The 21,068-nt window shown below is 65.7% G+C and carries 21 protein-coding genes; 13 read left to right on the top strand and 8 right to left on the bottom strand.

Features of this window, described 5'->3' with window-relative positions:
- Positions 1–38: 38 nt before the first annotated feature.
- The gene (locus tag AC07PV_RS14800; protein WP_494630598.1) at positions 39–1,409 is read right to left on the bottom strand and encodes an MBL fold metallo-hydrolase; all 1,371 of its coding nucleotides are present in this window, start codon (positions 1,407–1,409) and stop codon (positions 39–41) included.
- 246 nt (positions 1,410–1,655) lie between these two features.
- Between AC07PV_RS14800 and AC07PV_RS14795 the strand changes: the two genes are divergently transcribed.
- Entirely contained in the window at positions 1,656–2,594 is a 939-nt protein-coding gene (locus AC07PV_RS14795) for a lytic transglycosylase domain-containing protein (RefSeq protein WP_494630597.1), read from the top strand.
- 40 nt (positions 2,595–2,634) lie between these two features.
- On the opposite strand, the gene dnaJ is transcribed toward AC07PV_RS14795, so the two are convergent.
- From dnaJ to grpE, 3 genes are all read right to left on the bottom strand, one after another.
- Positions 2,635–3,780: a molecular chaperone DnaJ gene (dnaJ, locus tag AC07PV_RS14790; RefSeq protein WP_218295559.1), complete on the bottom strand. Its 1,146-nt coding sequence runs from the start codon at positions 3,778–3,780 to the stop codon at positions 2,635–2,637.
- A gap of 89 nt (positions 3,781–3,869) precedes the next feature.
- The gene (gene dnaK / locus AC07PV_RS14785) at positions 3,870–5,825 is read right to left on the bottom strand and encodes a molecular chaperone DnaK (RefSeq protein ID WP_218295558.1); all 1,956 of its coding nucleotides are present in this window, start codon (positions 5,823–5,825) and stop codon (positions 3,870–3,872) included.
- 94 nt (positions 5,826–5,919) lie between these two features.
- Positions 5,920–6,471, bottom strand: a complete 552-nt coding sequence (gene grpE, locus AC07PV_RS14780; protein WP_218295557.1) for a nucleotide exchange factor GrpE — start codon at positions 6,469–6,471, stop codon at positions 5,920–5,922.
- 309 nt (positions 6,472–6,780) lie between these two features.
- On the opposite strand from grpE, the gene rpsF reads away from it, so the two are divergent.
- The 5 genes from rpsF to dnaB all read left to right on the top strand — a co-directional run bounded on the left by rpsF (position 6,781) and on the right by dnaB (position 9,902).
- Positions 6,781–7,170, top strand: a complete 390-nt coding sequence (gene rpsF, locus AC07PV_RS14775) for a 30S ribosomal protein S6 (protein WP_094285575.1) — start codon at positions 6,781–6,783, stop codon at positions 7,168–7,170.
- Positions 7,171–7,185: 15 nt separating this feature from the next.
- Positions 7,186–7,476: a primosomal replication protein N gene (priB, locus tag AC07PV_RS14770; RefSeq protein WP_218295556.1), complete on the top strand. Its 291-nt coding sequence runs from the start codon at positions 7,186–7,188 to the stop codon at positions 7,474–7,476.
- Between the two features lie 17 nt (positions 7,477–7,493).
- Positions 7,494–7,775 (top strand): 30S ribosomal protein S18, encoded by a 282-nt coding sequence (rpsR, locus tag AC07PV_RS14765; protein ID WP_005795932.1) that lies wholly within the window; start codon positions 7,494–7,496, stop codon positions 7,773–7,775.
- Positions 7,776–7,787: 12 nt separating this feature from the next.
- Positions 7,788–8,240 carry a 50S ribosomal protein L9 gene (gene rplI, locus AC07PV_RS14760; RefSeq protein WP_218295555.1) on the top strand — a complete coding sequence of 151 codons (453 nt, stop codon included), beginning with the start codon at positions 7,788–7,790 and terminating at the stop codon, positions 8,238–8,240.
- Positions 8,241–8,489: 249 nt separating this feature from the next.
- A complete protein-coding gene (gene dnaB, locus AC07PV_RS14755) occupies positions 8,490–9,902 on the top strand; it encodes a replicative DNA helicase (RefSeq protein ID WP_218295554.1) in 1,413 nt (470 codons plus the stop codon).
- Positions 9,903–10,029: 127 nt separating this feature from the next.
- Here dnaB and AC07PV_RS14750 read toward each other — a convergent pair whose 3' ends face one another.
- From AC07PV_RS14750 to AC07PV_RS14735, 4 genes are all read right to left on the bottom strand, one after another.
- Positions 10,030–10,416, bottom strand: a complete 387-nt coding sequence (locus AC07PV_RS14750) for a hypothetical protein (RefSeq protein ID WP_218295553.1) — start codon at positions 10,414–10,416, stop codon at positions 10,030–10,032.
- 1 nt (position 10,417) lies between these two features.
- Positions 10,418–12,175, bottom strand: coding sequence for a PhoH family protein (locus AC07PV_RS14745; RefSeq protein ID WP_218295552.1), 1,758 nt, complete (start codon positions 12,173–12,175; stop codon positions 10,418–10,420).
- Between the two features lie 190 nt (positions 12,176–12,365).
- On the bottom strand, positions 12,366–12,851 hold the full coding sequence (locus AC07PV_RS14740) for a peroxiredoxin (protein ID WP_184858228.1): 486 nt from the start codon (positions 12,849–12,851) through the stop codon (positions 12,366–12,368).
- Positions 12,852–13,087: 236 nt separating this feature from the next.
- On the bottom strand, positions 13,088–13,459 hold the full coding sequence (locus AC07PV_RS14735; RefSeq protein WP_218295551.1) for an Mth938-like domain-containing protein: 372 nt from the start codon (positions 13,457–13,459) through the stop codon (positions 13,088–13,090).
- Positions 13,460–13,609: 150 nt separating this feature from the next.
- On the opposite strand from AC07PV_RS14735, the gene AC07PV_RS14730 reads away from it, so the two are divergent.
- The 7 genes from AC07PV_RS14730 to AC07PV_RS14700 all read left to right on the top strand — a co-directional run bounded on the left by AC07PV_RS14730 (position 13,610) and on the right by AC07PV_RS14700 (position 21,052).
- Entirely contained in the window at positions 13,610–14,851 is a 1,242-nt protein-coding gene (locus AC07PV_RS14730; RefSeq protein ID WP_494630595.1) for a pyridoxal phosphate-dependent aminotransferase, read from the top strand.
- Between the two features lie 31 nt (positions 14,852–14,882).
- On the top strand, positions 14,883–15,905 hold the full coding sequence (locus tag AC07PV_RS14725; RefSeq protein WP_492244115.1) for a DUF1176 domain-containing protein: 1,023 nt from the start codon (positions 14,883–14,885) through the stop codon (positions 15,903–15,905).
- Between the two features lie 68 nt (positions 15,906–15,973).
- Positions 15,974–17,308: a homoserine dehydrogenase gene (locus AC07PV_RS14720; RefSeq protein WP_218340134.1), complete on the top strand. Its 1,335-nt coding sequence runs from the start codon at positions 15,974–15,976 to the stop codon at positions 17,306–17,308.
- 28 nt (positions 17,309–17,336) lie between these two features.
- Positions 17,337–17,651, top strand: coding sequence for a response regulator (locus tag AC07PV_RS14715; RefSeq protein WP_494630594.1), 315 nt, complete (start codon positions 17,337–17,339; stop codon positions 17,649–17,651).
- Positions 17,652–17,668: 17 nt separating this feature from the next.
- Positions 17,669–19,108, top strand: a complete 1,440-nt coding sequence (gene thrC, locus AC07PV_RS14710) for a threonine synthase (protein ID WP_494630593.1) — start codon at positions 17,669–17,671, stop codon at positions 19,106–19,108.
- 148 nt (positions 19,109–19,256) lie between these two features.
- Positions 19,257–19,814: a molybdopterin-guanine dinucleotide biosynthesis protein B gene (gene mobB / locus AC07PV_RS14705; protein WP_218340137.1), complete on the top strand. Its 558-nt coding sequence runs from the start codon at positions 19,257–19,259 to the stop codon at positions 19,812–19,814.
- On the top strand, positions 19,811–21,052 hold the full coding sequence (locus AC07PV_RS14700) for a molybdopterin molybdotransferase MoeA (protein ID WP_494630592.1): 1,242 nt from the start codon (positions 19,811–19,813) through the stop codon (positions 21,050–21,052). The genes mobB and AC07PV_RS14700 overlap by 4 nt, the downstream gene beginning before the upstream one ends.
- Positions 21,053–21,068: the final 16 nt, after the last annotated feature.

Raw genomic sequence — 21,068 nt, 5'->3', positions numbered from 1 at the left:
ACCCCAGCGGGCGACGCGTGCTCAAGAAGCCGCCGGGCTCAGGCGGCGCAGGTGCTGCCGTGCTCCGGCACCAGGGCGTGCCAGCGCAGTTCGTGCTCGATGCGCTGGCGCAGCATGTCGGCAGCGCCCATTTCTCCGTGCACCACGTACACCTGGTCCGGCGCATGGCCCATGCTGCGCAGCCAGGCGATGAGCTGGTGGCCGTCCGCATGCGCCGAGGCGGACGACAGATGCACCACCTCCGCGCGCACGGCCACGTCCTGGCCGTGGATGCGGATGTTCTTCTCGCCCGCCGCCAGGCGCGCGCCCCGGGTGCCGGGGGCCTGGTGGCCGGTCAGGATGACCATGTTGCGGTGGTCACCCGCGTGCAGCGCCAGGTGGTGCAGCACGCGGCCCCCCGTGGCCATGCCACTGGCCGACAGGATGACCATGGGGCCATGCAGCCTGGCCAGCCCCTTGGATTGTTCGGGCGTCTGGACCATGGTGGCGCCATGTTCCAGCGCCTGCACCTCGCGGCCGCTCAGCCGGTGTTCCTGCATGTGATGCTGGAACAGCCCCGTGGTGCTGACCGCCATGGGGCTGTCCAAAAACACCTTGAGCGAGGCGGGCACCACCCCGCGCGCCTTGAGCTGGCCGATGGCATGCAGGACCACCTGCGCGCGGCCGACGGCGAACACCGGCACCACCGCAATGCCGCCACGGGCCGCCAGGCGCTGCAGGGCGGCACCCAGCTCGCCCTGCAAGTCTTCTGCGGGGTGCTCGCGGTCGCCATAGGTGGATTCGATGAGGACCGTGTCCGCCGGGGGCGGAGCATCGGGCGGGTTCATGAGCAGGTCGTCGGGCCGCCCCAGGTCGCCCGAGAACAGGATGCGGCGGCCCCCCACTTCCAGCAGCACGCTGGCCGCCCCCAGGATGTGGCCTGCGGGGGAAAAGGTCACGCGCCAGCCCGGCAGGGGCTCGAACACCTGGTGGAAGGCATGGACCTGGAACTGCTTGAGGCAGTGCAGTGCGTCGAGCCGGGTGTACAGGGGCAGGGCGGGGGTGTGGCTGCTGAGCTGGTGCCGGTTGAGGTACGCGGCGTCTTCCTCCTGCAGGTGTCCGCTGTCGGGCAGCAGGATGGTGCACAGGTCGCGTGTGGCCGGTGTGCAGTGGACGGCGCGGGCATAGCCGTCGCGGGCCAGCAGGGGCAGGTAGCCGCTGTGGTCCAGGTGCGCATGGGTCAGCACCACCGCGTCGATCTGCCGGGGCGTGACGGGCAAGGGCTGCCAGTTGCGCAGGCGCAGCTGCTTGTACCCCTGGAACAGGCCGCAATCGACCAGCAGGCACCTGCCGTTGTGGCGGACCAGGTATTTGGACCCTGTGACCGTGCCGGAGCCGCCCAGGAAGGTGAGGTTGACGTCGTTGTTCATGCCGGATGCTCCTGCGCGATGGTCCTGGGGCCGTGGCGCCGCCCTGGAGGGCGGCAGCGTGGATTTCCATGCTACTTCGCGGGCGAGTGGGCGGGGGGCGGCCTGCCGGCGGCTTCTTGCCTCAGATCAAGAAATGGCGGCTGGCAATGTTTTCCTGTTGCCATGGGGACTTCGGTGCTACCGTGGGGCGCCGCTTCCAGTCGGGGGTGGGGTTTTGGGCGGTTGTCTCCGCAGGCGGGTTCTGGCATGCAACCCTGGTTTTCCTCTCCAGCGCACGGTCCCGTGCTGGCGGCGGTCCTGATCGCCGCGGGCACGGGTGTGCACGCGCAGGTGCCGGACGAGCCGCCCGAGTGGGCCGACGAGCCCCCCGTGCTGTCGCGCTGGCTGGAAGAGGGCTACGACGCGGAGGTGCGGCGCCAGCCGCACCGCGCTGCCTCGCGGTATTGCGACGCGGCGCGCTATGGCAGCGTGGAGGCGCAGTACCGCCTGGGCCGCCTGTTGCTGCATGGACGTGACGTGGTGCCCGATCCCGCGGCGGCGGCCACCCTGCTCGCCATGGCCGCCCAGCGTGGGCATGAGAAGGCCCGCAGCCTGGCGCAGGGCATGGTGCCCGGCGACCATCTCCCCGACTGCCTCACCACGGGTGAGGCCCCTCGGCTGGAGGTCAGGGACTCCGCCCAGGAGGTGGTGCCGCAGGAGGTGGTGGACCGCTACGTGAGCAACCTGCCGGACGACAAGCGCCGCCACGCGGAACTGGTGCAGCGGCTCGCGCCCCGCTTCGACGTGGACCCACGGCTGGCGCTGGCCATCGTGCGGTCGGAGTCCAATTTCCAGGCCCGTGCGCTGTCGCCCCGCAATGCGCAGGGGCTGATGCAGCTGATTCCGGAGACGGCGGAGCGTTTTGGCGTCCGGGACGCCTGGAGCCCCGAGCAGAACGTGCGGGGCGGGCTGGCCTATCTGCGCTGGCTGCTGGACCGTTTTGCCGGCGATGTCGCCCTGACATCGGCCGCCTACAACGCTGGCGAAAAGGCCGTGGAGCGCCACGGCGGTGTTCCTCCCTATGCGGAGACCCGCGAGTACGTGCGCCGCATCCTGGGTTTTTACCGCTCTGCGCAGCACGAGCGGCCTGTGGCCGGCCCGGCATCGCTGGCGTCGGCGCGCGCAAAAAAACCGCCTGGGCCGTAGATAGGCCGCAGGCGGTTTTTGGCAGGCGCTGGCGCCCGGATCAGCTGAAGAAGTTCTTCAGCCGGTCCGTCCAGCTCTCGCCGCTGGGCGAGTGGCGGGCGCCACCCTTCTTGAGGGAGTCTTCCAGCTCGCGCAACAGCTTGCGCTGGTGCTCGGTGAGCTTGACCGGCGTTTCCACCGCGATGTGGCAGTACAGGTCGCCGGGGTAGCTGGCGCGCACGCCCTTGATGCCCTTGCCGCGCAGGCGGAACTGCTTGCCGGCCTGGGTGCCTTCGGGGATGTCGATGGCCGCCTTGCCCGCGAGCGTCGGCACCTCGATCTCGCCGCCCAGCGCCGCCGTGATGAAGCTCACGGGCACCTGGCAGTGCAGGTCGTCGCCGTCGCGCTCGAAGATGTCGTGCTTCTTCAGGCGGATCTCGATGTACAGGTCGCCGGGCGGGCCGCCGTTGGTGCCTGGTTCGCCGTTGCCCGTGCTGCGGATGCGCATGCCGTCGTCGATGCCGGCGGGGATCTTCACTTCCAGCGTCTTTTGCTTCTTGAGCTTGCCCTGGCCGTGGCAGGTGGTGCAGGGTTCGGGAATGATCTTGCCCGTGCCGCGGCAGTGCGGGCAGGTCTGCTGCACACTGAAGAAGCCCTGGCGCATCTGCACCGTGCCCGCGCCCTGGCAGGTGCCGCAGGTCTTGGCGCTGGTGCCGGGCTTGGCGCCGCTGCCGTGGCAGGTGTCGCAGCTCTCCCACGACGGGATGCGGATCTGCGCATCCTTGCCGCGTGCGGCCTCTTCCAGGGTGATCTCCATGGCGTAGCTGAGGTCGCTGCCCCGGTACACCTGGCGTCCGCCAGCACCGCGCCCACGCCCGCCCTGTTGGCCGAACATGTCGCCGAAGATGTCGCCGAAGGCCTCGGCGAACCCGCCGAAGCCTTCCGCGCCCGGGCCCCCGGGGCCGCGCATGTTGGGGTCCACCCCGGCATGGCCGTACTGGTCATACGCGGCCCGCTTTTGCGGGTCGGAGAGCATTTCGTAGGCCTCCTTGGCCTCCTTGAATTTCTCTTCGGCAGGCTTGGCCGCATCCCCCTGGTTGCGGTCAGGGTGGTGCTTCATCGCCAGCTTGCGATAGGCCTTCTTGATTTCTTCGTCCGAGGCGTTCTTGGGAACGCCCAGGATTTCGTAAAAGTCTCGTTTGGACATGGTCTTTCTGAGCCCGGTTGGAACAGGAACGCCGCGCAAGCCCCCCTGTCAGGAAACTCGCGCGGCGGCTCGGGTCAAACGGGGCGTGTTCAGCCCTTCTTGACTTCCTTCACCTCGGCATCGACCACGTTGTCGTCGTCGGGCTTGCTGCTGGAGGAGGACGATGCCTGCTGACCACCCGATGCGTCGCCCGCACCGGCGCCGGCTGCCGCCTGCGCTGCCTGTGCGTCGGCATACATCTTCTCGCCCAGCTTCTGACTGGCGGCCATCAGGGCCGTGGTCTTCTCGTCAATCGCGGCCTTGTCCTCGCCCTTGAGGACTTCTTCCAGCGCCTTCACGGCGGCGGTGATCGCGTCCTTCTCGCCCGCGTCGAGCTTGTCGCCGTGTTCGGCCAGGCTCTTGTTCACGCTGTGCACGGCGGCCTCGCCCTGGTTGCGGGCCTGCACCAGCTCCAGCTTCTTCTTGTCGTCGGCGGCGTTGAGCTCGGCGTCCTTCACCATCTGCTGGATTTCTTCTTCCGACAGGCCGGAGTTGGCCTTGATGGTGATCTTGTTTTCCTTGCCCGTGCCCTTGTCCTTGGCGCCCACGTGCAGGATGCCGTTGGCGTCGATGTCGAACGACACCTCGATCTGCGGCACGCCGCGCGATGCGGGTGGAATGCCTTCCAGATTGAACTCGCCCAGCAGCTTGTTGCCCGTGGCCATCTCACGCTCGCCCTGGTAGACCTTGATGGTCACGGCGGGCTGGTTGTCGTCAGCCGTCGAGAAGGTCTGCGCGAACTTCGTCGGGATGGTCGTGTTCTTCGTGATCATCTTGGTCATCACGCCGCCCAGCGTCTCGATGCCCAGCGACAGCGGCGTCACGTCCAGCAGCAGCACGTCCTTGCGGTCGCCCGAGAGCACCTGGCCCTGGATGGCGGCGCCCACGGCCACGGCTTCGTCGGGGTTCACGTCCTTGCGGGGTTCCTTGCCGAAGAATTCCTTGACCTTCTCCTGCACCTTGGGCATGCGCGTCATGCCGCCCACCAGGATCACGTCATGGATGTCGGAGACCGACACGCCGGCGTCCTTGATCGCCATGCGGCAGGGGGCGATGGTGCGCTCGATCAGCTCTTCCACCAGTGCTTCGAGCTTGGAGCGCGTGAGCTTGATGTTCAGGTGCTTCGGGCCCGAGGCATCGGCGGTCACGTAGGGCAGGTTGATGTCGGTCGAGGCCGAGTTCGACAGCTCGATCTTGGCCTTCTCGGCCGCTTCCTTCAGACGCTGCAGGGCCAGAACGTCGTTCTTGAGGTTGACGCCCGACTCCTTCTTGAACTCGTCAATGATGTAGTCGATGATGCGCTGGTCGAAGTCTTCGCCGCCCAGGAAGGTGTCGCCGTTGGTCGACAGAACTTCGAACTGCTTTTCGCCGTCCACGTCGGCGATTTCGATGATGGACACGTCGAACGTGCCGCCACCCAGGTCATACACGGCGATCTTGCGGTCGCCCTTTTCCTGCTTGTCCAGGCCAAAGGCCAGTGCCGCGGCGGTGGGCTCGTTGATGATGCGCTTGACGTCCAGGCCGGCGATGCGGCCGGCGTCCTTGGTGGCCTGGCGCTGTGCGTCGTTGAAGTACGCGGGCACGGTGATGACGGCTTCCGTCACGGGCTCGCCCAGGTAGTCCTCGGCCGTCTTCTTCATCTTGCGCAGGATGTCGGCGGACACCTGCTGGGCCGACAGCTTGTTGCCGCGCACTTCGATCCAGGCGTCGCCGTTGTCGGCCGCCACGATCTTGTAGGGCATCAGGTCGATGTCCTTTTGCACTTCCTTCTCGGTGAACTTGCGGCCGATCAGGCGCTTGACGGCGTACAGCGTGTTCTTGGGGTTGGTCACGGCCTGGCGCTTGGCCGAGGCGCCGACGAGGATCTCGCCGTCTTCCTGGTAGGCCACGATGGAGGGCGTGGTCCGCGCGCCTTCGCTGTTCTCGATCACGCGCGTCGTGTTGCCTTCCATGATGGACACGCAGCTGTTGGTGGTACCGAGGTCAATGCCGATGATTCTTCCCATGATTTTTCTCCGAATGCTGGAATGGTTTGGATGGCTAGTAACTTGTGGATAACTCGTGGGGGTTCAAGTCATCCGTGCTGATTTATTTGAGGATTTACTTCGGGGCCGCAACGGTGACAAGCGCCGGGCGCAGCACGCGCTCGGCGATCACATAGCCCTTTTGCAGCACGGCCACGACGGTATTGGCTTCCTGCTCGGCAGGCACCACGCTGATGGCCTGGTGCTGGTGGGGGTCGAACTTGGCGCCGGCGGCGGGGTTGATGGCCAGCACCTTGTTGCGCTCCAGGGCCGAGGTCAGCTGGCGCAGGGTGGCGTCGGCGCCCTCGCGCAGTTGCTGGGGCGTGGCTTCCTTGATGGCCAGCGCGGCATCCAGGCTGTCGGCTACGGGCAGCAGGCTTTCGGCAAAGCTCTCGATGCCGAATTTCCGCGCCTTGGAGACCTCGTCTTCGGCGCGGCGGCGGGCGTTCTCGGCCTCGGCCTTGGCACGCAGGAACTGGTCGGCCAGGTCAGCGCTCTTGGCCTTGAGTTCGGCCAGCTCGCCCTGCAGCCGCGCCAGCTCGTCGGAGGCGTGGGCTGCCATGGCGGCTTCGACTTCTTCGGGGGCGGGGGCGCTCTGTGGGGGGATGGGTTGGCTGGTGTCTGACATGTCGTGGTCTAAAAGTGGATAAACAAACAGTAGTACGCGCGGGAGGTGGGGACATGCCCGCGCATTTCAAGGTCCGGCGAAGGGGCATGTGGCTGTGGGCCCATGCCCGGCGTGTTTTGCTGTAAAGCATGTCGTCCCGCCCGGCGGATTTGCAAGGGCCAGGGCGCGACAAGGCCGCATTTTCGGGAGGGATGCCGCTCTTGGAAAGCTCCTGAGTGTACAAGCGGCCAGGAGCGGGCTATAATTGCCGGCTTTGCCTTGCCACACTGCTCACGACGCAGCAGGTGGTCTTACCCAAAAGGAGTATGCATGCGTCATTACGAAATCATTTTGTTGATCCATCCGGATCAAAGCGAACAGGTTCCAGCCATGCTGGAGCGCTACAAGGGCATGATCACCGCTGGCGGTGGCAAGGTGCACCGCGTGGAAGACTGGGGCCGCCGTCAACTGGCGTACCTGATCAACAAGCTGGCCAAGGCCCACTACCTGTGCGTGAACATCGAAGCCGACCAGGCCGTGATGGCTGAACTGGAGCACGCCTTCAAGTTCAACGACGCCGTGCTGCGCCACCTGACGGTTCAGAAGAAGAAGGCCGATACCGGTCCGTCTTCCATGATGAAGACCGTCGAGCGCGAAGAAGCCCGCAAGGCCAGCCAAGCTGAATACGCTGCGGCCGGCGGCGAGCGCGGCGAGCGCTGATCCTTCCTCGTTGGAGTGGAGAACCGCGTTGTCTTGACCGCCTGTATCGCAGAGGCTGAACCCTTGCGCTACACGCCCGCCGGATTGCCTGCCATCGCCCTGCGGCTCGAACACGAGTCCCAGCAAACCGAAGCAGGCCATCCCCGCGAGGTCAAGGCCACCATGAAAGCCGTCGCCTTTGGTGCGATGGCCGAGCGCCTGGCAAGGCAGAACATCGGAAGTCTCTGGACTTTCAGTGGATTCCTCGCCACACCGCGCAATGGCAAGAACGCAGTGCTCCACATCCAGGATATTCAACAAAATTAATTTGCAAGGGGTCCGCAATGGCCACGTTCAAGAAGTTCAACAAAGACAAGCGCCCAAAGCGCAACACCCAGTCCCTGCTGTTCAAGCGCAAGCGCTTTTGCCGCTTCACGGTGACGGGTGTTGAAGAAATCGACTACAAGGATGTCGACACGCTGCGCGATTTCATCGCCGAAAACGGCAAGATCATCCCCGCGCGCCTGACTGGCACGCGCGCCATCTTCCAGCGTCAGCTGAACACCGCCATCAAGCGCGCCCGCTTCCTGGCCCTGGTGCCTTACAGCGACCAGCACAAGATCTAAGGAGCACAACCCATGCAAATCATCCTGCTCGACAAGGTTGTGAACCTCGGCAACCTCGGCGAAATCGTCAAGGTCAAGGACGGCTACGCCCGCAACTTCCTGATCCCCGCTGGCCGCGCCCGCCGTGCCACCGAAGCTGCCAAGGCAGAATTCGAAGCCAAGCGCGCTGAACTCGAAAAGGCAGCTGCCGCCAAGCTGGCAGAAGCCCAGGCCCAAGGCGAGAAGCTGGCTGGCACCACCGTCAAGCTGACGCAAAAGGCTGGCGTGGACGGCCGTCTGTTTGGTTCCGTGACCAACCACGACATCGCCGAAGAGCTGAACAAGCAAGGCTACAAGGTCGCGAAGTCGCAGATCCGCCTGCCCAACGGCCCTATCAAGGTCGTGAGCGAAAGCACCGTGAACGTTGCTCTGCACACCGATGTGGTGGTGGAAGTGACCGTGTCGGTCTACGGCGAGACCGCCTGATCGGCCATTTCCGGCCCTGGAGCTGGAATGTCGCAAGGCCGCCTTCGGGCGGCCTTTGTTTTTTTGGCCCCACTGCGCCATACAGGCTTGCCCACCGGCTGCCCACCCGTTATCCACAGACTTGTGCCATGACGGCGCGCCGTGCGCACGCTAGCATGCAAGGCTTGCCGTGCGCTGCGGTTTGCCGCCGGACCACGCGCCCAGCCGGCCGTCGACGCATCCCTTTCCGCTTTCAAGAAACTGTTGCCCATGTCCGCCGTCTTTCCTGCCCTTGATGATGGCTTCACGCCCGTGCCCGACCGTGAAGTGGCGCAGCTGCGCGTGCCGCCGCACTCCATCGAGGCCGAATCCAGCGTGCTCGGCGGCCTGCTGCTGGACAACAACGCCTGGGACCGCGTGGGCGACCTGCTGGTGGAGAGCCACTTCTACCGGCACGAGCACCAGATGGTGTATTCGGCCATCGGTGCGCTGATCAATGCCAGCAAGCCGGCCGACGTCATCACCGTCTTCGAGCACCTGCAGAACCAGGGCAAGGCGCAGGAAATGGGCGGGCTGGCCTACCTGAACAACCTGGCCCAGTACGTACCCAGCGCCAGCAACATCCGCCGCTATGCGGAAATCGTGCGCGAGCGCGCCATCCTGCGCAAGCTGGTCACGGCCAGCGATGAAATCTCCACCAATGCGTTCAACCCGCAGGGCAAGACGGTCGAGCGCATCCTGGATGAGGCCGAGGCCAAGATCTTTGCGATCGGGGAGGAGGGTTCCCGCACCAAGCAGGGCTTCCAGTCGCTCGACACCCTGGTGATCGACCTGCTCGACCGGGTGCAGGAGATGGCGGACAACCCGGTGGACGTGACTGGCGTTCCCACCGGCTTTGCCGACCTGGACCGCATGACCTCGGGCCTGCAGGCGGGCGACATGGTGGTGCTGGCGGCGCGCCCGTCCATGGGCAAGACATCGTTCGCGGTGAACATCGCCGAGCACGTGGCGCTCAACGAAGGCTTGCCGGTCGCCATCTTCTCGATGGAAATGGGCGCCGCCCAGCTGGCGGTGCGTATCGTGGGTTCCATCGGCCGCGTGAACCAGGGCAACCTGCGCACGGGCAAGCTGACCGACGACGAGTGGCCCCGCCTGACCGAGGCGATCGAAAAGCTGCGCACCGTGTCGCTGCACATCGACGAGACGCCGGGCCTGACACCTGGCGAGCTGCGCGCGAACGCCCGGCGCCTCGCGCGCCAATGCGGCAAGCTCGGACTGATCGTGGTGGATTACCTGCAGCTCATGAGCGGCTCGGGGGCCGGCAGCTCCGACAACCGTGCCACTGAGCTGGGCGAAATCTCCCGGGGCCTCAAGATGCTGGCCAAGGAACTGCAGTGCCCGGTGATCGCGCTGTCGCAGCTCAACCGCTCGGTGGAGCAGCGCACCGACAAACGCCCCATGATGTCCGACCTGCGCGAATCCGGCGCCATCGAGCAGGATGCTGACATCATCATGTTCATCTACCGCGACGACTACTACAACAAGGACTCGAAGGAGCCCAACGTCGCGGAGGTCATCATCGGCAAGCAGCGGAACGGCCCCACCGGCACCGTGAAACTGTTCTTCCAGAAGAACCAGACGCGTTTCGAGAACCTGGCGATGGGCTCGGGCGACGATTTCTAATGAAAATAGCTGCCAGCGCTTGTTGTATAAGCGCTGGCAGCTATTGAATTAATAGCGTTCTCGCAGTGCCCGGGTGAGGGGACTGTGCAACGCCTGCGTGGCTGCTGACGTTGTGTGGTGGTTGCCCTTACTGTCGCAGCGCCCACACCAGCAAGCCAGCGCAGCCGGCCGCCAGAACACCCATGGCCACCGTGAGCCGCCGGTGGCGCTGGCGCAGCACTTCCACCGCCTGCACCACCTGGGCGTTCTGTTGGGCCAGGGACTGGATCAGCACCGCTGATTCCTGCTGCTCCTGCTCCAGCCGCGCGACGCGGTCCCGCAGATGCTGCAACTGCAGCGCGACCGGAATGGCGGGCTCGCCGCCGGCACCCTCGAGTGCACCTGCCGCAGCATCGGCATTCCCTTTTTGCGTGGTGCCCAGCAGCTTCCTGGCCGCCTGCAGGATCTGGGGCGTCGCCTCGATGACGTCGCCCCAGGGCACCAGTTTCAGTGCCGCGACCCAGCCCGCCGCCAACTCAGAGCACCTCGCTGGCGAAGTCCGCCAGGCGCGAGCGCTCGCCGCGCGCCAGCGTGATGTGCCCGCTGTGTGGCCAGCCCTTGAAGCGGTCCACGGCGTAGGTCAGGCCTGACGAGCCTTCGGTGAGGTAGGGCGTGTCGATCTGCGCCAGATTGCCCATGCAGATGATCTTGGTGCCGGGGCCGGCCCGGGTGATCAGCGTCTTCATCTGCTTGGGCGTCAGGTTCTGTGCCTCGTCGATGATCACGTACTTGTTCAGGAAGGTGCGCCCGCGCATGAAGTTCATGCTCTTGATCTTGATGCGGCTGCGGATGAGTTCGTTGGTGGCGGCGCGGCCCCATTCGCCCGCATTGCCGCCGTCGCCCTTGGCCAGGAACTCCAGGTTGTCATCCAGCGCGCCCATCCAGGGGCCCATCTTTTCTTCCTCGGTGCCGGGCAGGAAGCCGATGTCCTCGCCCACGCTCACCGTGGCGCGGGTCATGATGATCTCGGTGTAGCGGCGGTCGTCCAGCACCTGGGTCAGGCCCGCGGCCAGGGCCAGCAGGGTCTTGCCGGTGCCCGCCGTGCCCGTCAGGGTCACGAAGTCGATCTCGGGGTCCATGAGCAGGTTCATGGCGTAGTTCTGCTCGCGGTTGCGCGTGGTCACGCCCCACACCGCGTGCTTGGCCGAGCCGTAGTCCTTGAGCGTCTGCAGCACCGCCGTCTTCTCGCGGATCTCGCTCACGCGGGCGAACAGGCTGGGCTCGCCGGGCGCTTCGAAGTACACGAACTGGTTGATCATCAGCTGCGGCACGATGGGCCCGCCGATGCGGTAGTAGGTGTGCGCGCCGCTTTGCCAGCTTTCGACGTTCTTGCCGCTCTTGGCCCAGAAGTCCGGGGGCAGGGCCAGCACACCGGCGTAGAGCAGGTCGCCGTCCTCCAGCGTCTTGTCGTTCTGGTAGTCCTCCGCCGTCAGGCCCAGCGCGCGCGCCTTCACGCGCATGTTGATGTCCTTGGACACCAGCACCACTTCACGCGGGGCGTGCAGCTTGCGCAGGGCCTCGACCACGCCCAGGATCTGGTTGTCGGCCTTGCCCGGTGGCAGGCTGGTGGGCAGGCTGTAGTCCAGGGGCGCGGTCTGGAAATACAGGCAGCCGCCGGCTGCGCGCTGCCCCGTGGAGTCAAGCTTCAGGCCGCGCGCGATGTCGGCGCCTTGTGCGGCTGCCAGCGCATCCAGCGTGCGGCTGGCCTGGCGGCCATTGCGGGCCACTTCGGTCATGCCCTTCTTGTGGCCGTCGAGTTCTTCCAGCACGATCATCGGCAGGAAGATGTCGTGTTCCTCGAAGCGGAACAGGCTGGTCGGGTCGTGCAGCAGCACGTTGGTGTCCAGCACGAAGAGCTTGGTGGGACCTTGCGGCGCGGACTTTCTGCCGCGCGTGCTGGCGGGTGCGGCAGCAGCGCCGGCCGCCACGGAGTTGCCGCCGGTGGTGCGTGCCTTGCGCGTGCTGGTCGGGCGGGTGGCGGGCACGGCTGCGGGCTCCGGCGCGCGGGAGCGGGTCTCCACCTGGACAAGGGGCGCCGTGCTCGGTGCGGCCGTGGCCGAAGCCACGCTGTCCGCCTTGCGCCCCGAGCGGGCAGCGGGTGTGGCCGCACGTGCTGGTGGCGCCACAACGGGTTCATTGGCGGAGGCTTGCGACACCCGGGGGCGGGCTGCGACTTCAAAGGCTTCTGGCGCGAGGAGTGCGGCGCGCCGGCTGGGGGCGGGGGGCAGGGGCATGGTGGCGGGGCCTCGGTCGGTAATGGGAAAGACGGTCAGAAAGCAAAAAGCCGCCTGGAGACCAAGGCGGCTTTGGGGTGGCAGGGGGCAGGCGTTGCGGTAACCAGGGGCATAAATCCATTATGCCTACTCGCGATGTCTTGCCTGGGCAAAACCAGCGGGTTGTCGCTTTGAAGCCCCAAGGTGCGGATCAGGCGGCTTTTTTCAGGGCCTTGATGGATTTGACGGCCTTCAGGACTTCGTCCACGTGGCCCGGCACTTTCAGGCCGCGCCACTCTTGCACCAGCAGGCCATCGGGGCCGATCAGGAAGGTGCTGCGCTCGATGCCCTTGACCTTCTTGCCGTACATGATCTTGTTCTTGACCACGCCGAACATGTGGCACATCTTCTCTTCGGTGTCGGCGATCAGTTCGAAGGGCAGTTCCAGCTTTTCCTTGAAATCGTCGTGCGACTTCATGTTGTCGCGCGAAACGCCGAACACCGCGGCGCCTGCCTTCACGAAGTCCTTGTACTTGTCGCGGAACTGCATGGCCTCCGTCGTGCAGCCAGGCGTGTTGTCCTTGGGATAGAAGTAGAGAACCAGAATCTGGCCAAGGTGGGAGGTATTGGAAACCTTGATACCACCGGTTGCGTTGGCTTCAAATTCAGGGAGGGGTTTGTTGACAACGATCGCCATATCACTTCAATCTCTCAGGATGTAGTCGTTGGTAAGCCGGGGGAGCGGGTGTGTTATTGCTCTTGGAAGTGCCCCCGACCGCAACCGGTGATTTTACCCCGAAATCGATTGCCAGCCAAATGTAAGACAGTGTGTCCGCGTCGGCGTCTGCGGGTATGGAGGGAGGGGCTGCCGTGGCGCTGCGGGGCTGGGGAGCCGGGTCTTCGCCGGCGGGCGGCCTGCCCTCTGGCGGCGTTTCAGTCTTCCAGGATCAGCGCGGCCACCACGTTGCGGCCTTCGCTGGCCAGGATGTTGTAGGTGCGGCAGGCCGCGGGCGTGTCCATGGTCTCCAGGCCCAGCCTCCGCGCAATGAGGGGGGCGAGCCAGGCCGGCGGCGGAAAGCGGTTGCGCGTGCCGCTGCCGAAGATGATGAGTTCCGTCTCCAGTTGCGCCAGCTGCGCGAAGTGTTCCGGCGTCAGGTCTTCGAAGCGGGCACACGGCCACGCCTGGCGCAATCCGCCAGACCCCACGATGACGCTGTGGGTGATCTTTTCCGCGTCGATGCCGATCCAGCCGGGGCCGTAGCCGCTGATGGTCTGTGCGTTCGAGCGGTCGGGCTGGAATTTCATGGGCGTTGGTGCGGGTTGCAGGCGCTGGCGCAGCGGGTGCGCAAGGGCGTACGGCCCGGCAGCGGTGGTGATCTGTGGTCAAATTATAGGTTTCGCCAAGGTGCCAGCCGCTCTGGCCGCCACCTGACCCCACTGCACCACCGTCAGCGCATGAAAACCGTCCAAAAATCCGCCAAGCTCGCCAACGTCTGCTACGACATCCGGGGGCCCATCATGGACGCGGCCAAGCAGATGGAGGAAGATGGCCACAAGATCATCAAGCTCAATATCGGCAACCTGGCCGTGTTCGGCTTCGATGCGCCCGAGGAAATCCAGCTGGACATGATCCGCAACCTGCCCAATTCGGCGGGTTACTCCGACAGCAAGGGCATCTTCGCGGCGCGCAAGGCGGTGATGCACGAGACGCAAAAGCAGGGCATCAAGGGCGTGATGCTCGATGACATCTACCTGGGCAACGGCGCCAGCGAACTCATCGTGATGGCCACCAATGCGCTGCTGGACAACGGCGACGAACTGCTGCTGCCGTCACCCGACTACCCGCTGTGGACGGCGGCCGCCAGCCTGTCGGGCGGTACGCCCGTGCACTACCTGTGCGACGAGGCCAATGGCTGGATGCCGGACCTCGATGACATCCGCGCGAGGATCACGCCCCGCACCAAGGGCATCGTGGTCATCAACCCGAACAATCCCACGGGCGCGCTGTATTCGGACGATCTGCTCAAGGGCATCGTGGCCATCGCGCGCGAGCATGGCCTGGTGATCTTTGCCGACGAGGTGTACGACAAGGTGCTGTACGACGGCGCCAGGCACACGGCCATTGGCTCGCTGAGCGAGGACGTGCTCACGCTCACCTTCAATTCGCTGTCCAAGAGCTACCGCTCCTGCGGCTACCGCGCCGGCTGGATGGTGGTGTCGGGCGACAAGAAGCCCGCCAGGGACTACATCGAGGGCCTGAACATGCTCTCGAACATGCGCCTGTGCGCCAACGTGCCGGGCCAGTGGGCGGTGCAGACGGCGCTGGGCGGCTACCAGAGCATCAACGAGCTGGTGAACGAAGGCGGGCGCCTGCGCAAGCAGCGTGATCTGGCGTATGAGCTCATCACCGCCATCCCCGGCGTCACCTGCGTGAAGCCGCGTGCGGCGCTGTACATGTTTCCTCGCCTGGACCCTGCGGTCTATCCCATCGCGGACGACCAGCAGTTCTTCCTGGAGCTTCTGCAGGAGACCAAGGTCATGCTGGTGCAGGGCACGGGCTTCAACTGGGCAGCGCCGGACCATTTCCGCATCGTGTTCCTGCCCCACGAAGACGACCTGCGCGACGCCATCGGCCGCGTGGCGCGCTTCCTGGAGCAATACCGCAAGCGCGCGCAGGCGGCTTCGGTGGCCGCATGAGGCGGCGCGCCGCCGCGTGAAGGCCTGCTCCATGCGCATCCGCTCAGCTGCCTGCCGTGCCGGGGTGTTCCTGGCGTATGCGCTGGCGCTCGCCGCCGCATTCCTGCCGCCTGCGCAGGCGGATGGCAAGGGCGCCGTCAGCTTCCAGCACAAGGACTGGGCCCTGCAATGCGACAACACCCTCGCCTGCCGGGCCGTGGGCTACCAGTCCGAGTCCGGCGACTCCGGGCCCGTCTCCATCCTCCTGGTGCGCGAAGCCGGGCCCGGCACGCCGGTGCGGGTCGATCTGCAGGTGTCCACGGAAAAAGCCAGCCCCGCCGCGTTGCACCTCAAGGTGGGCAGGCTGTCGCTGGCCGGGCTGAAAGGCGACGCCCCGCAGGTGCCCGCGGACCAGGTGCCCCGCCTGCTGCAGGAACTGCTCAAGAATGAAGAGGCCACCGTGAGCGCTGGCAAGGACCAGTGGGCGCTTTCGCTCGCCGGGGCCAGTGCCGTGCTGCTCAAGATGGACGAGGCCCAGGGCCGCGTGGGCACCCCGGGCGCGCTGGTGCGCCGTGGCACGCGGCCCGAGTCTTCCGTGCTGCCACCCGTGCCGGCCCCGGTGGTCAAGGCCGTGAGCCCGCTGCCCACGCGCCCGGGGGATGCCGCCCTGGCCAAGCCACTGCTCGCGGCGCTGGACCGTGCCAGCGTGGAAGACCAGTGCAATGGCGACCCGTTCAACCCGGCCAATGCGCAGGTGCACCGCCTGACGGAGCGCAAGGTGCTGCTGTCCGTGCCCTGCGGCATGGGAGCCTACAACTTCAGCAGCCTGCTCTGGATCGCCAGCGACCGGCCTCCCCACAAGCCAGTGTTCCTGGCCGATGTGGACGGGGACTTCGACCCCGCCACGGGCAGCGTGCATTCGGCGATGAAAGGGCGCGGCATCGGCGACTGCTGGTGGGTGCGCCAGTGGCAGTTCGATGGCCAGGGCTTTGTGCTGGCCAGCGAATCCGGAGACAGCATGTGCCGTGGCTTTGCCGGTGGCGCATGGCAATTGCCCACCTATGTCACGCGGTGATCCTGGTGCTGCACCCCATCGCTTCCTGGTTCCTTTAAAAAATCCTTAGTTACTCCACCACCATGGCTATGAAACCCATCCAAGTAGGCCTTCTGGGCATCGGCACCGTCGGCAGCGGCGTATTCAACGTGTTGCAACGCAACCAGGACGAGATCAGCCGCCGCGCTGGCCGTGGCATCGAGATCACCATGGTGGCCGATCTGGACGTGGAGCGTGCCAGATCGGTCGTGGGCGCCGGCATCCAGGTCGTCAACGATGCCCGCGCCGTCATCGCCAACCCCGACATCGACATCGTCATCGAACTCATCGGCGGCTACGGCATCGCCCGCGCACTGGTGCTGGAGGCCATCGCGGCCGGCAAGCACGTGGTCACCGCCAACAAGGCGTTGCTGGCCGTGCACGGCACCGAGATCTTCGCGGCCGCATCGGCCAAGGGCGTGATGGTGGCCTTCGAGGCCGCCGTGGCCGGGGGCATCCCCATCATCAAGGCGCTGCGCGAAGGCCTCACCGCCAATCGTATCCAGTGGATCGCCGGCATCATCAACGGCACCACCAACTTCATCCTGTCCGAGATGCGCAGCAAGGGCCTGGACTTCGACGTGGTGCTCAAGGAAGCCCAGCGCCTGGGCTACGCCGAGGCCGACCCCACCTTCGACATCGAAGGCGTGGATGCCGCGCACAAGGTCACGCTGATGAGCGCCATCGCCTTCGGCATCCCGGTGCAGTTCGACAAGGCTTATGTCGAAGGCATCACCAAGCTCGGTGCCGCCGACATCAGGTACGCCGAGCAACTGGGCTACCGCATCAAGCTCCTGGGCATCACCAAGCGCGCCGACAAGGGCATCGAACTGCGCGTGCACCCGAGCCTGGTGCCTTCCAAGCGCCTCATCGCCAACGTGGAGGGCGCCATGAACGCCGTGGTGGTGCAGGGGGATGCCGTGGGCACCACGCTGTACTACGGCAAGGGCGCGGGCAGCGAGCCCACCGCCAGCGCCGTGATCGCCGACCTGGTGGACATCGCCCGCCTGCACACGGCCGACCCCGAGCACCGCGTGCCGCACCTGGCCTTCCAGCCGCACACTCTGACCGACGCCATGGGCGCGTCGCCGGTGCTGCCCATGAGCGAAGTGGTCACCAGCTACTACCTGCGCCTGCGCGTGGCCGACCAGGCCGGCGTGCTCGCCAAGGTCACGGGCCTGCTGGCCGAGGCGGGCGTGAGCATCGACGCGGTGCTGCAGCGCGAGGCCGATGAAGTGGGCGGCGAAGGCTCCACCCAGACCGACCTCATCATCCTCACGCACGACACCCGCGAAGGCACCATGGACGCCGTCATCGCCCAGATGCAGGCCCTGCCCACGGTGCTGGCGCCCATCACGCGCATCCGCAAAGAGGAACTCAATTAACCTTCGGTGCGTTCGCTAGGCGATAGCCATGCCCACACTGGTTGCTGCGCTGACCCTTGCCGCCTTGCTGCGACTGTCGTTGGTAGCGTTACCACGATGGCATTTGGCGTTCTGGTTTGGGTTGTTGGTGGGGCTTGCACTCTTCAGGTCCATGCCGCGCGTCGATGCGATTCTCAACGGCTTTGGTAGCTTCCTCGCTGCATGGCTGTATTTTGTATTGCTTGATCGCACGGACAATCGGATCGATCGGGCACTGCATTGGCTCGTGCTGGTCAGTGGCTTTTTTTTGCTAATTGCCTCGCGTCTATACATCGATATCCGGGTATACGGCATCAGCTTGTGATCACAGACGGAAACCTCATGAAATACATCAGTACCCGCGGCCATGCCGACCGCAAGCATTTCTGCGACATCCTGCTCGAAGGCCTGGCCCCCGATGGCGGCCTGTACCTGCCCGAGCACTACCCGCAGGTCAACGACGCCATGCTCACGCGCCTGCGCAAGGCCTACCACGAGCAGGGCTACGCCGAGCTGGCCTTCCAGATCCTGTCGCTGTACATCGACGACATCCCTGCCGCCGATCTGAAAGCCATCTGCGCCAAGACGTACACCGCCGAAGTCTTCGGCACGGGCGAGATCGTGCCCCTGCGCCACCTCGAGGACGGCCTGTGGCTCGAAGCCCTGTCCAACGGCCCCACGCTGGCCTTCAAGGACATGGCCATGCAGCTCCTGGGCAATCTGTTCGAGTACGAACTGAACCGCCGTGGCGAAGAGCTCAACATCCTGGGTGCCACGAGTGGCGACACCGGAAGCGCGGCCGAGTACGCCATGCGCGGCAAGAAGGGCGTGCGCGTCTTCATGACCAGCCCTCACGGCCGCATGAGCGCCTTCCAGCAGGCGCAGATGTTCAGCCTGCAGGACGAGAACATCCACAACATCGCCATCGAAGGCGTGTTCGACGACTGCCAGGACATCGTCAAGGCCGTCTCGAACGACCTGGCCTTCAAGCGCAAGTACAAGATCGGCACCGTCAATTCCATCAACTGGGCGCGCCTCTTGGCGCAGGTGGTGTACTACTTCGCGGGTTACATCCAGGCCACGGAGAACAACAGCCAGAAGGTCAGCTTCACGGTGCCTTCGGGCAACTTCGGCAACGTCTGCGCCGGCCATGTGGCGCGCATGATGGGCCTGCCGATCGACAAGCTGGTGGTGGCCACCAACGAGAACGACGTGCTCGACGAGTTCTTCCGCACTGGTGCGTATCGCGTGCGCGCCGCGGCCGATACACACGAAACATCGAGCCCCTCGATGGACATCAGCAAGGCCAGCAACTTCGAGCGGTTCATCTTCGACCTGCTGGGCCGCAACGGCCAGCGCACGAACGCGTTGTTTGCCAAAGCACTGCCCGCATATGGCCGGTTCGATTTGAGCGCCGACCCGCTGTTTGCCGAGGCCGCCACCAAGTACGGCTTTGAAAGCGGCAAGAGCACCCATGCCGACCGCCTGGCCACCATCAAGGACAACTATGAGCGCCATGGCGTCACCATCGACACCCACACGGCCGATGGCGTGAAGGTGGCGCGCGAACACCACCAGGACGCCACGGTGCCCATGATCGTGCTGGAGACCGCGCTGCCCATCAAGTTCGCCGAGACCATCGTCGAAGCCCTGGGCCATGCGCCCGAGCGGCCCGCCAAGTTCGCGGGCATCGAAGACCTGCCCAAGCGGGTGCACGTCATGCCTGCCAACGTGCAGTTGGTGAAGCAATACATCGAGCGCCACTGCGCGCCAGCCCTGTAGGCAGGTGGCCAGACAATCCAGGGACGTTGTGCTGCTGCGCAGGCGGTGGACGGCTCTGGATGGCTTGATTTGATACAAAAAATGCCCCTGGCGCTTGTCTGATAAGCGTTAGCAGCTATAAATACAATAGCTAACCAAGGAGCAGTGGATGAAGGTTGTCGGTTTCGCCGGTTTTTCCGGCAGTGGCAAGACCACGCTGGTCGAGCAGTTGATTCCCGAGCTGCGGCTGCGGGGGCTGCGCGTGTCGGTGGTCAAGCATGCCCACCACAGTTTTGACCTCGACCATCCGGGCAAGGACACCTACCGCCACCGCGAGGCAGGCGCCTTCGAGGTGGTGGCGGCCTCCGACAAGCGGCTCATGCTCGTGCGCGAGTTCGAGCGGCCCGCCACGCTCAGCGTGCACCACCTGATCGCGGAGCTGTACCCGGGCGTGGACTGGGTGCTGGTGGAGGGCTTCAAGGACAGCGACCTGCTCAAGGTGGAGGTGTGGCGTGCACCCGAGCCCGGGCAGGTGGCCAAGCCCGTGCGCTACCCCGAGGACGACTTCGTGGTCGCCATCGCCACCGATGCACCGCGGGGCCTGCCCGTGTCCACGCAGCTGCCCTTGCTAGACCTCAACGCGCCGGGGCAGGTGGTGGACTGGCTGATCGAGAACCAGCACCGCTTCGACTACGACTGCGAACTCTATGGAGCGGGTCTCGCATGAACCGCCCGAACAACCCCTTGAAGCCCCTCGACGCAGCGTTGGCGGACCTGCTGCCGCAGGCCGCGCCCCTGCAGGGCACCGAGACGGTCACCACCTTCGATGCGGACGGCCGCGTGCTGGCGCAGGATTGCGTCTCGGCCCTGCAGGTGCCCCCGCAGGACAACAGCTCCATGGACGGCTACGCGGTGCGCTACACCGATGTGCCGGCCGTGGGGGTGGTGCTGCCCGTGTCGCAGCGCATTGCGGCGGGCAGCGCGGGCGATCCGCTGGTGCCGGGCAGCGCCGCCCGCATCTTCACGGGCGCGCCCGTGCCTGCCGGGGCCGATGCGATCCTGATGCAGGAAGACTGCGAAGCCCTGGCCATGGAGGACGGCCTGGGCCAGGTGCGCATCAACGCCGTGCCCCGGCGGGGCCAATGGATCCGCAGTGCGGGCGAGGACATCACCCGGGGTGCCGTGGTGCTGCCGGCCGGCACACGCCTCACCCCGGCCGAGCTGGGGCTGGCCGCCAGCATCGGGCTGCACCAGCTGCAGGTGGCCCGCCGCCCCCGCGTGGCGCTGTTCTCCACGGGCGATGAACTCGTCATGCCCGGCCAGGTACCGCCCGAGCTGATGCGCCCTGGCGCCATCTACAACAGCAACCGCTTCTTCCTGCGCGCCATGCTGCTGCGCCTGGGCTGCGAGGTGACCGACTTCGGCATCGTGCCCGACCGGCGCGACGCCACCATCGACGCCCTGCGCGAGGCGAGTGCCGCACACGACCTGATCCTGACCAGCGGCGGCGTGAGCGTGGGCGAGGAAGACCACATCAAGCCCGCCGTGGAGACGCTGGGCACGCTGGACCTGTGGCAGATCGCCATGAAGCCCGGCAAGCCCTTCGCCTACGGCCGCATTGGCGCGGCCCATTTCATGGGCTTGCCGGGCAATCCCGTGTCGAGCTTTCTGACGTTTGCGCTGCTGGTGCGGCCGTTTGTGCTGCGCCTGCAGGGTGTGCAGGATGTGGCTCCTCAATCCATTGCTGCCCGCGCTGATTTCACCTGGCCCAAGGCCGATAAACGCCGCGAGTTTCTGCGTGTGCGGCACAACGCGGCGGGCGGGCTGGATCTGTTCAATAACCAGAGTTCGGGCGTGCTCACTTCTGCCGCGTGGGGCGATGGCGTGGTGGACAACCCGGCGGGCCAGACCATTGCATCTGGCGATACGGTGCGATTTATCTCCTTTGCGGAGTTGTTGTCATGAGAAACCACCCCCACGC

It is taken from the genome of Acidovorax sp. GW821-FHT09A11 (assembly GCF_059418365.1).
The sequence above is the reverse complement of the archived record's forward strand: the minus strand, read 5'-3'. Positions and strand labels throughout refer to the sequence as shown.

Coding starts and splice junctions, on each gene's coding strand:
- AC07PV_RS14800 (WP_494630598.1), bottom strand. CDS start 1,409: ATGAACAACGACGTCAACCTCACCTTCCTGGGCGGCTCCGGCACGGTC.
- AC07PV_RS14795 (WP_494630597.1), top strand. CDS start 1,656: ATGCAACCCTGGTTTTCCTCTCCAGCGCACGGTCCCGTGCTGGCGGCG.
- dnaJ (WP_218295559.1), bottom strand. CDS start 3,780: ATGTCCAAACGAGACTTTTACGAAATCCTGGGCGTTCCCAAGAACGCC.
- dnaK (WP_218295558.1), bottom strand. CDS start 5,825: ATGGGAAGAATCATCGGCATTGACCTCGGTACCACCAACAGCTGCGTG.
- grpE (WP_218295557.1), bottom strand. CDS start 6,471: ATGTCAGACACCAGCCAACCCATCCCCCCACAGAGCGCCCCCGCCCCC.
- rpsF (WP_094285575.1), top strand. CDS start 6,781: ATGCGTCATTACGAAATCATTTTGTTGATCCATCCGGATCAAAGCGAA.
- rpsR (WP_005795932.1), top strand. CDS start 7,494: ATGGCCACGTTCAAGAAGTTCAACAAAGACAAGCGCCCAAAGCGCAAC.
- rplI (WP_218295555.1), top strand. CDS start 7,788: ATGCAAATCATCCTGCTCGACAAGGTTGTGAACCTCGGCAACCTCGGC.
- dnaB (WP_218295554.1), top strand. CDS start 8,490: ATGTCCGCCGTCTTTCCTGCCCTTGATGATGGCTTCACGCCCGTGCCC.
- AC07PV_RS14745 (WP_218295552.1), bottom strand. CDS start 12,175: ATGCCCCTGCCCCCCGCCCCCAGCCGGCGCGCCGCACTCCTCGCGCCA.
- AC07PV_RS14740 (WP_184858228.1), bottom strand. CDS start 12,851: ATGGCGATCGTTGTCAACAAACCCCTCCCTGAATTTGAAGCCAACGCA.
- AC07PV_RS14735 (WP_218295551.1), bottom strand. CDS start 13,459: ATGAAATTCCAGCCCGACCGCTCGAACGCACAGACCATCAGCGGCTAC.
- AC07PV_RS14730 (WP_494630595.1), top strand. CDS start 13,610: ATGAAAACCGTCCAAAAATCCGCCAAGCTCGCCAACGTCTGCTACGAC.
- AC07PV_RS14725 (WP_492244115.1), top strand. CDS start 14,883: ATGCGCATCCGCTCAGCTGCCTGCCGTGCCGGGGTGTTCCTGGCGTAT.
- AC07PV_RS14720 (WP_218340134.1), top strand. CDS start 15,974: ATGAAACCCATCCAAGTAGGCCTTCTGGGCATCGGCACCGTCGGCAGC.
- AC07PV_RS14715 (WP_494630594.1), top strand. CDS start 17,337: ATGCCCACACTGGTTGCTGCGCTGACCCTTGCCGCCTTGCTGCGACTG.
- thrC (WP_494630593.1), top strand. CDS start 17,669: ATGAAATACATCAGTACCCGCGGCCATGCCGACCGCAAGCATTTCTGC.
- mobB (WP_218340137.1), top strand. CDS start 19,257: ATGAAGGTTGTCGGTTTCGCCGGTTTTTCCGGCAGTGGCAAGACCACG.
- AC07PV_RS14700 (WP_494630592.1), top strand. CDS start 19,811: ATGAACCGCCCGAACAACCCCTTGAAGCCCCTCGACGCAGCGTTGGCG.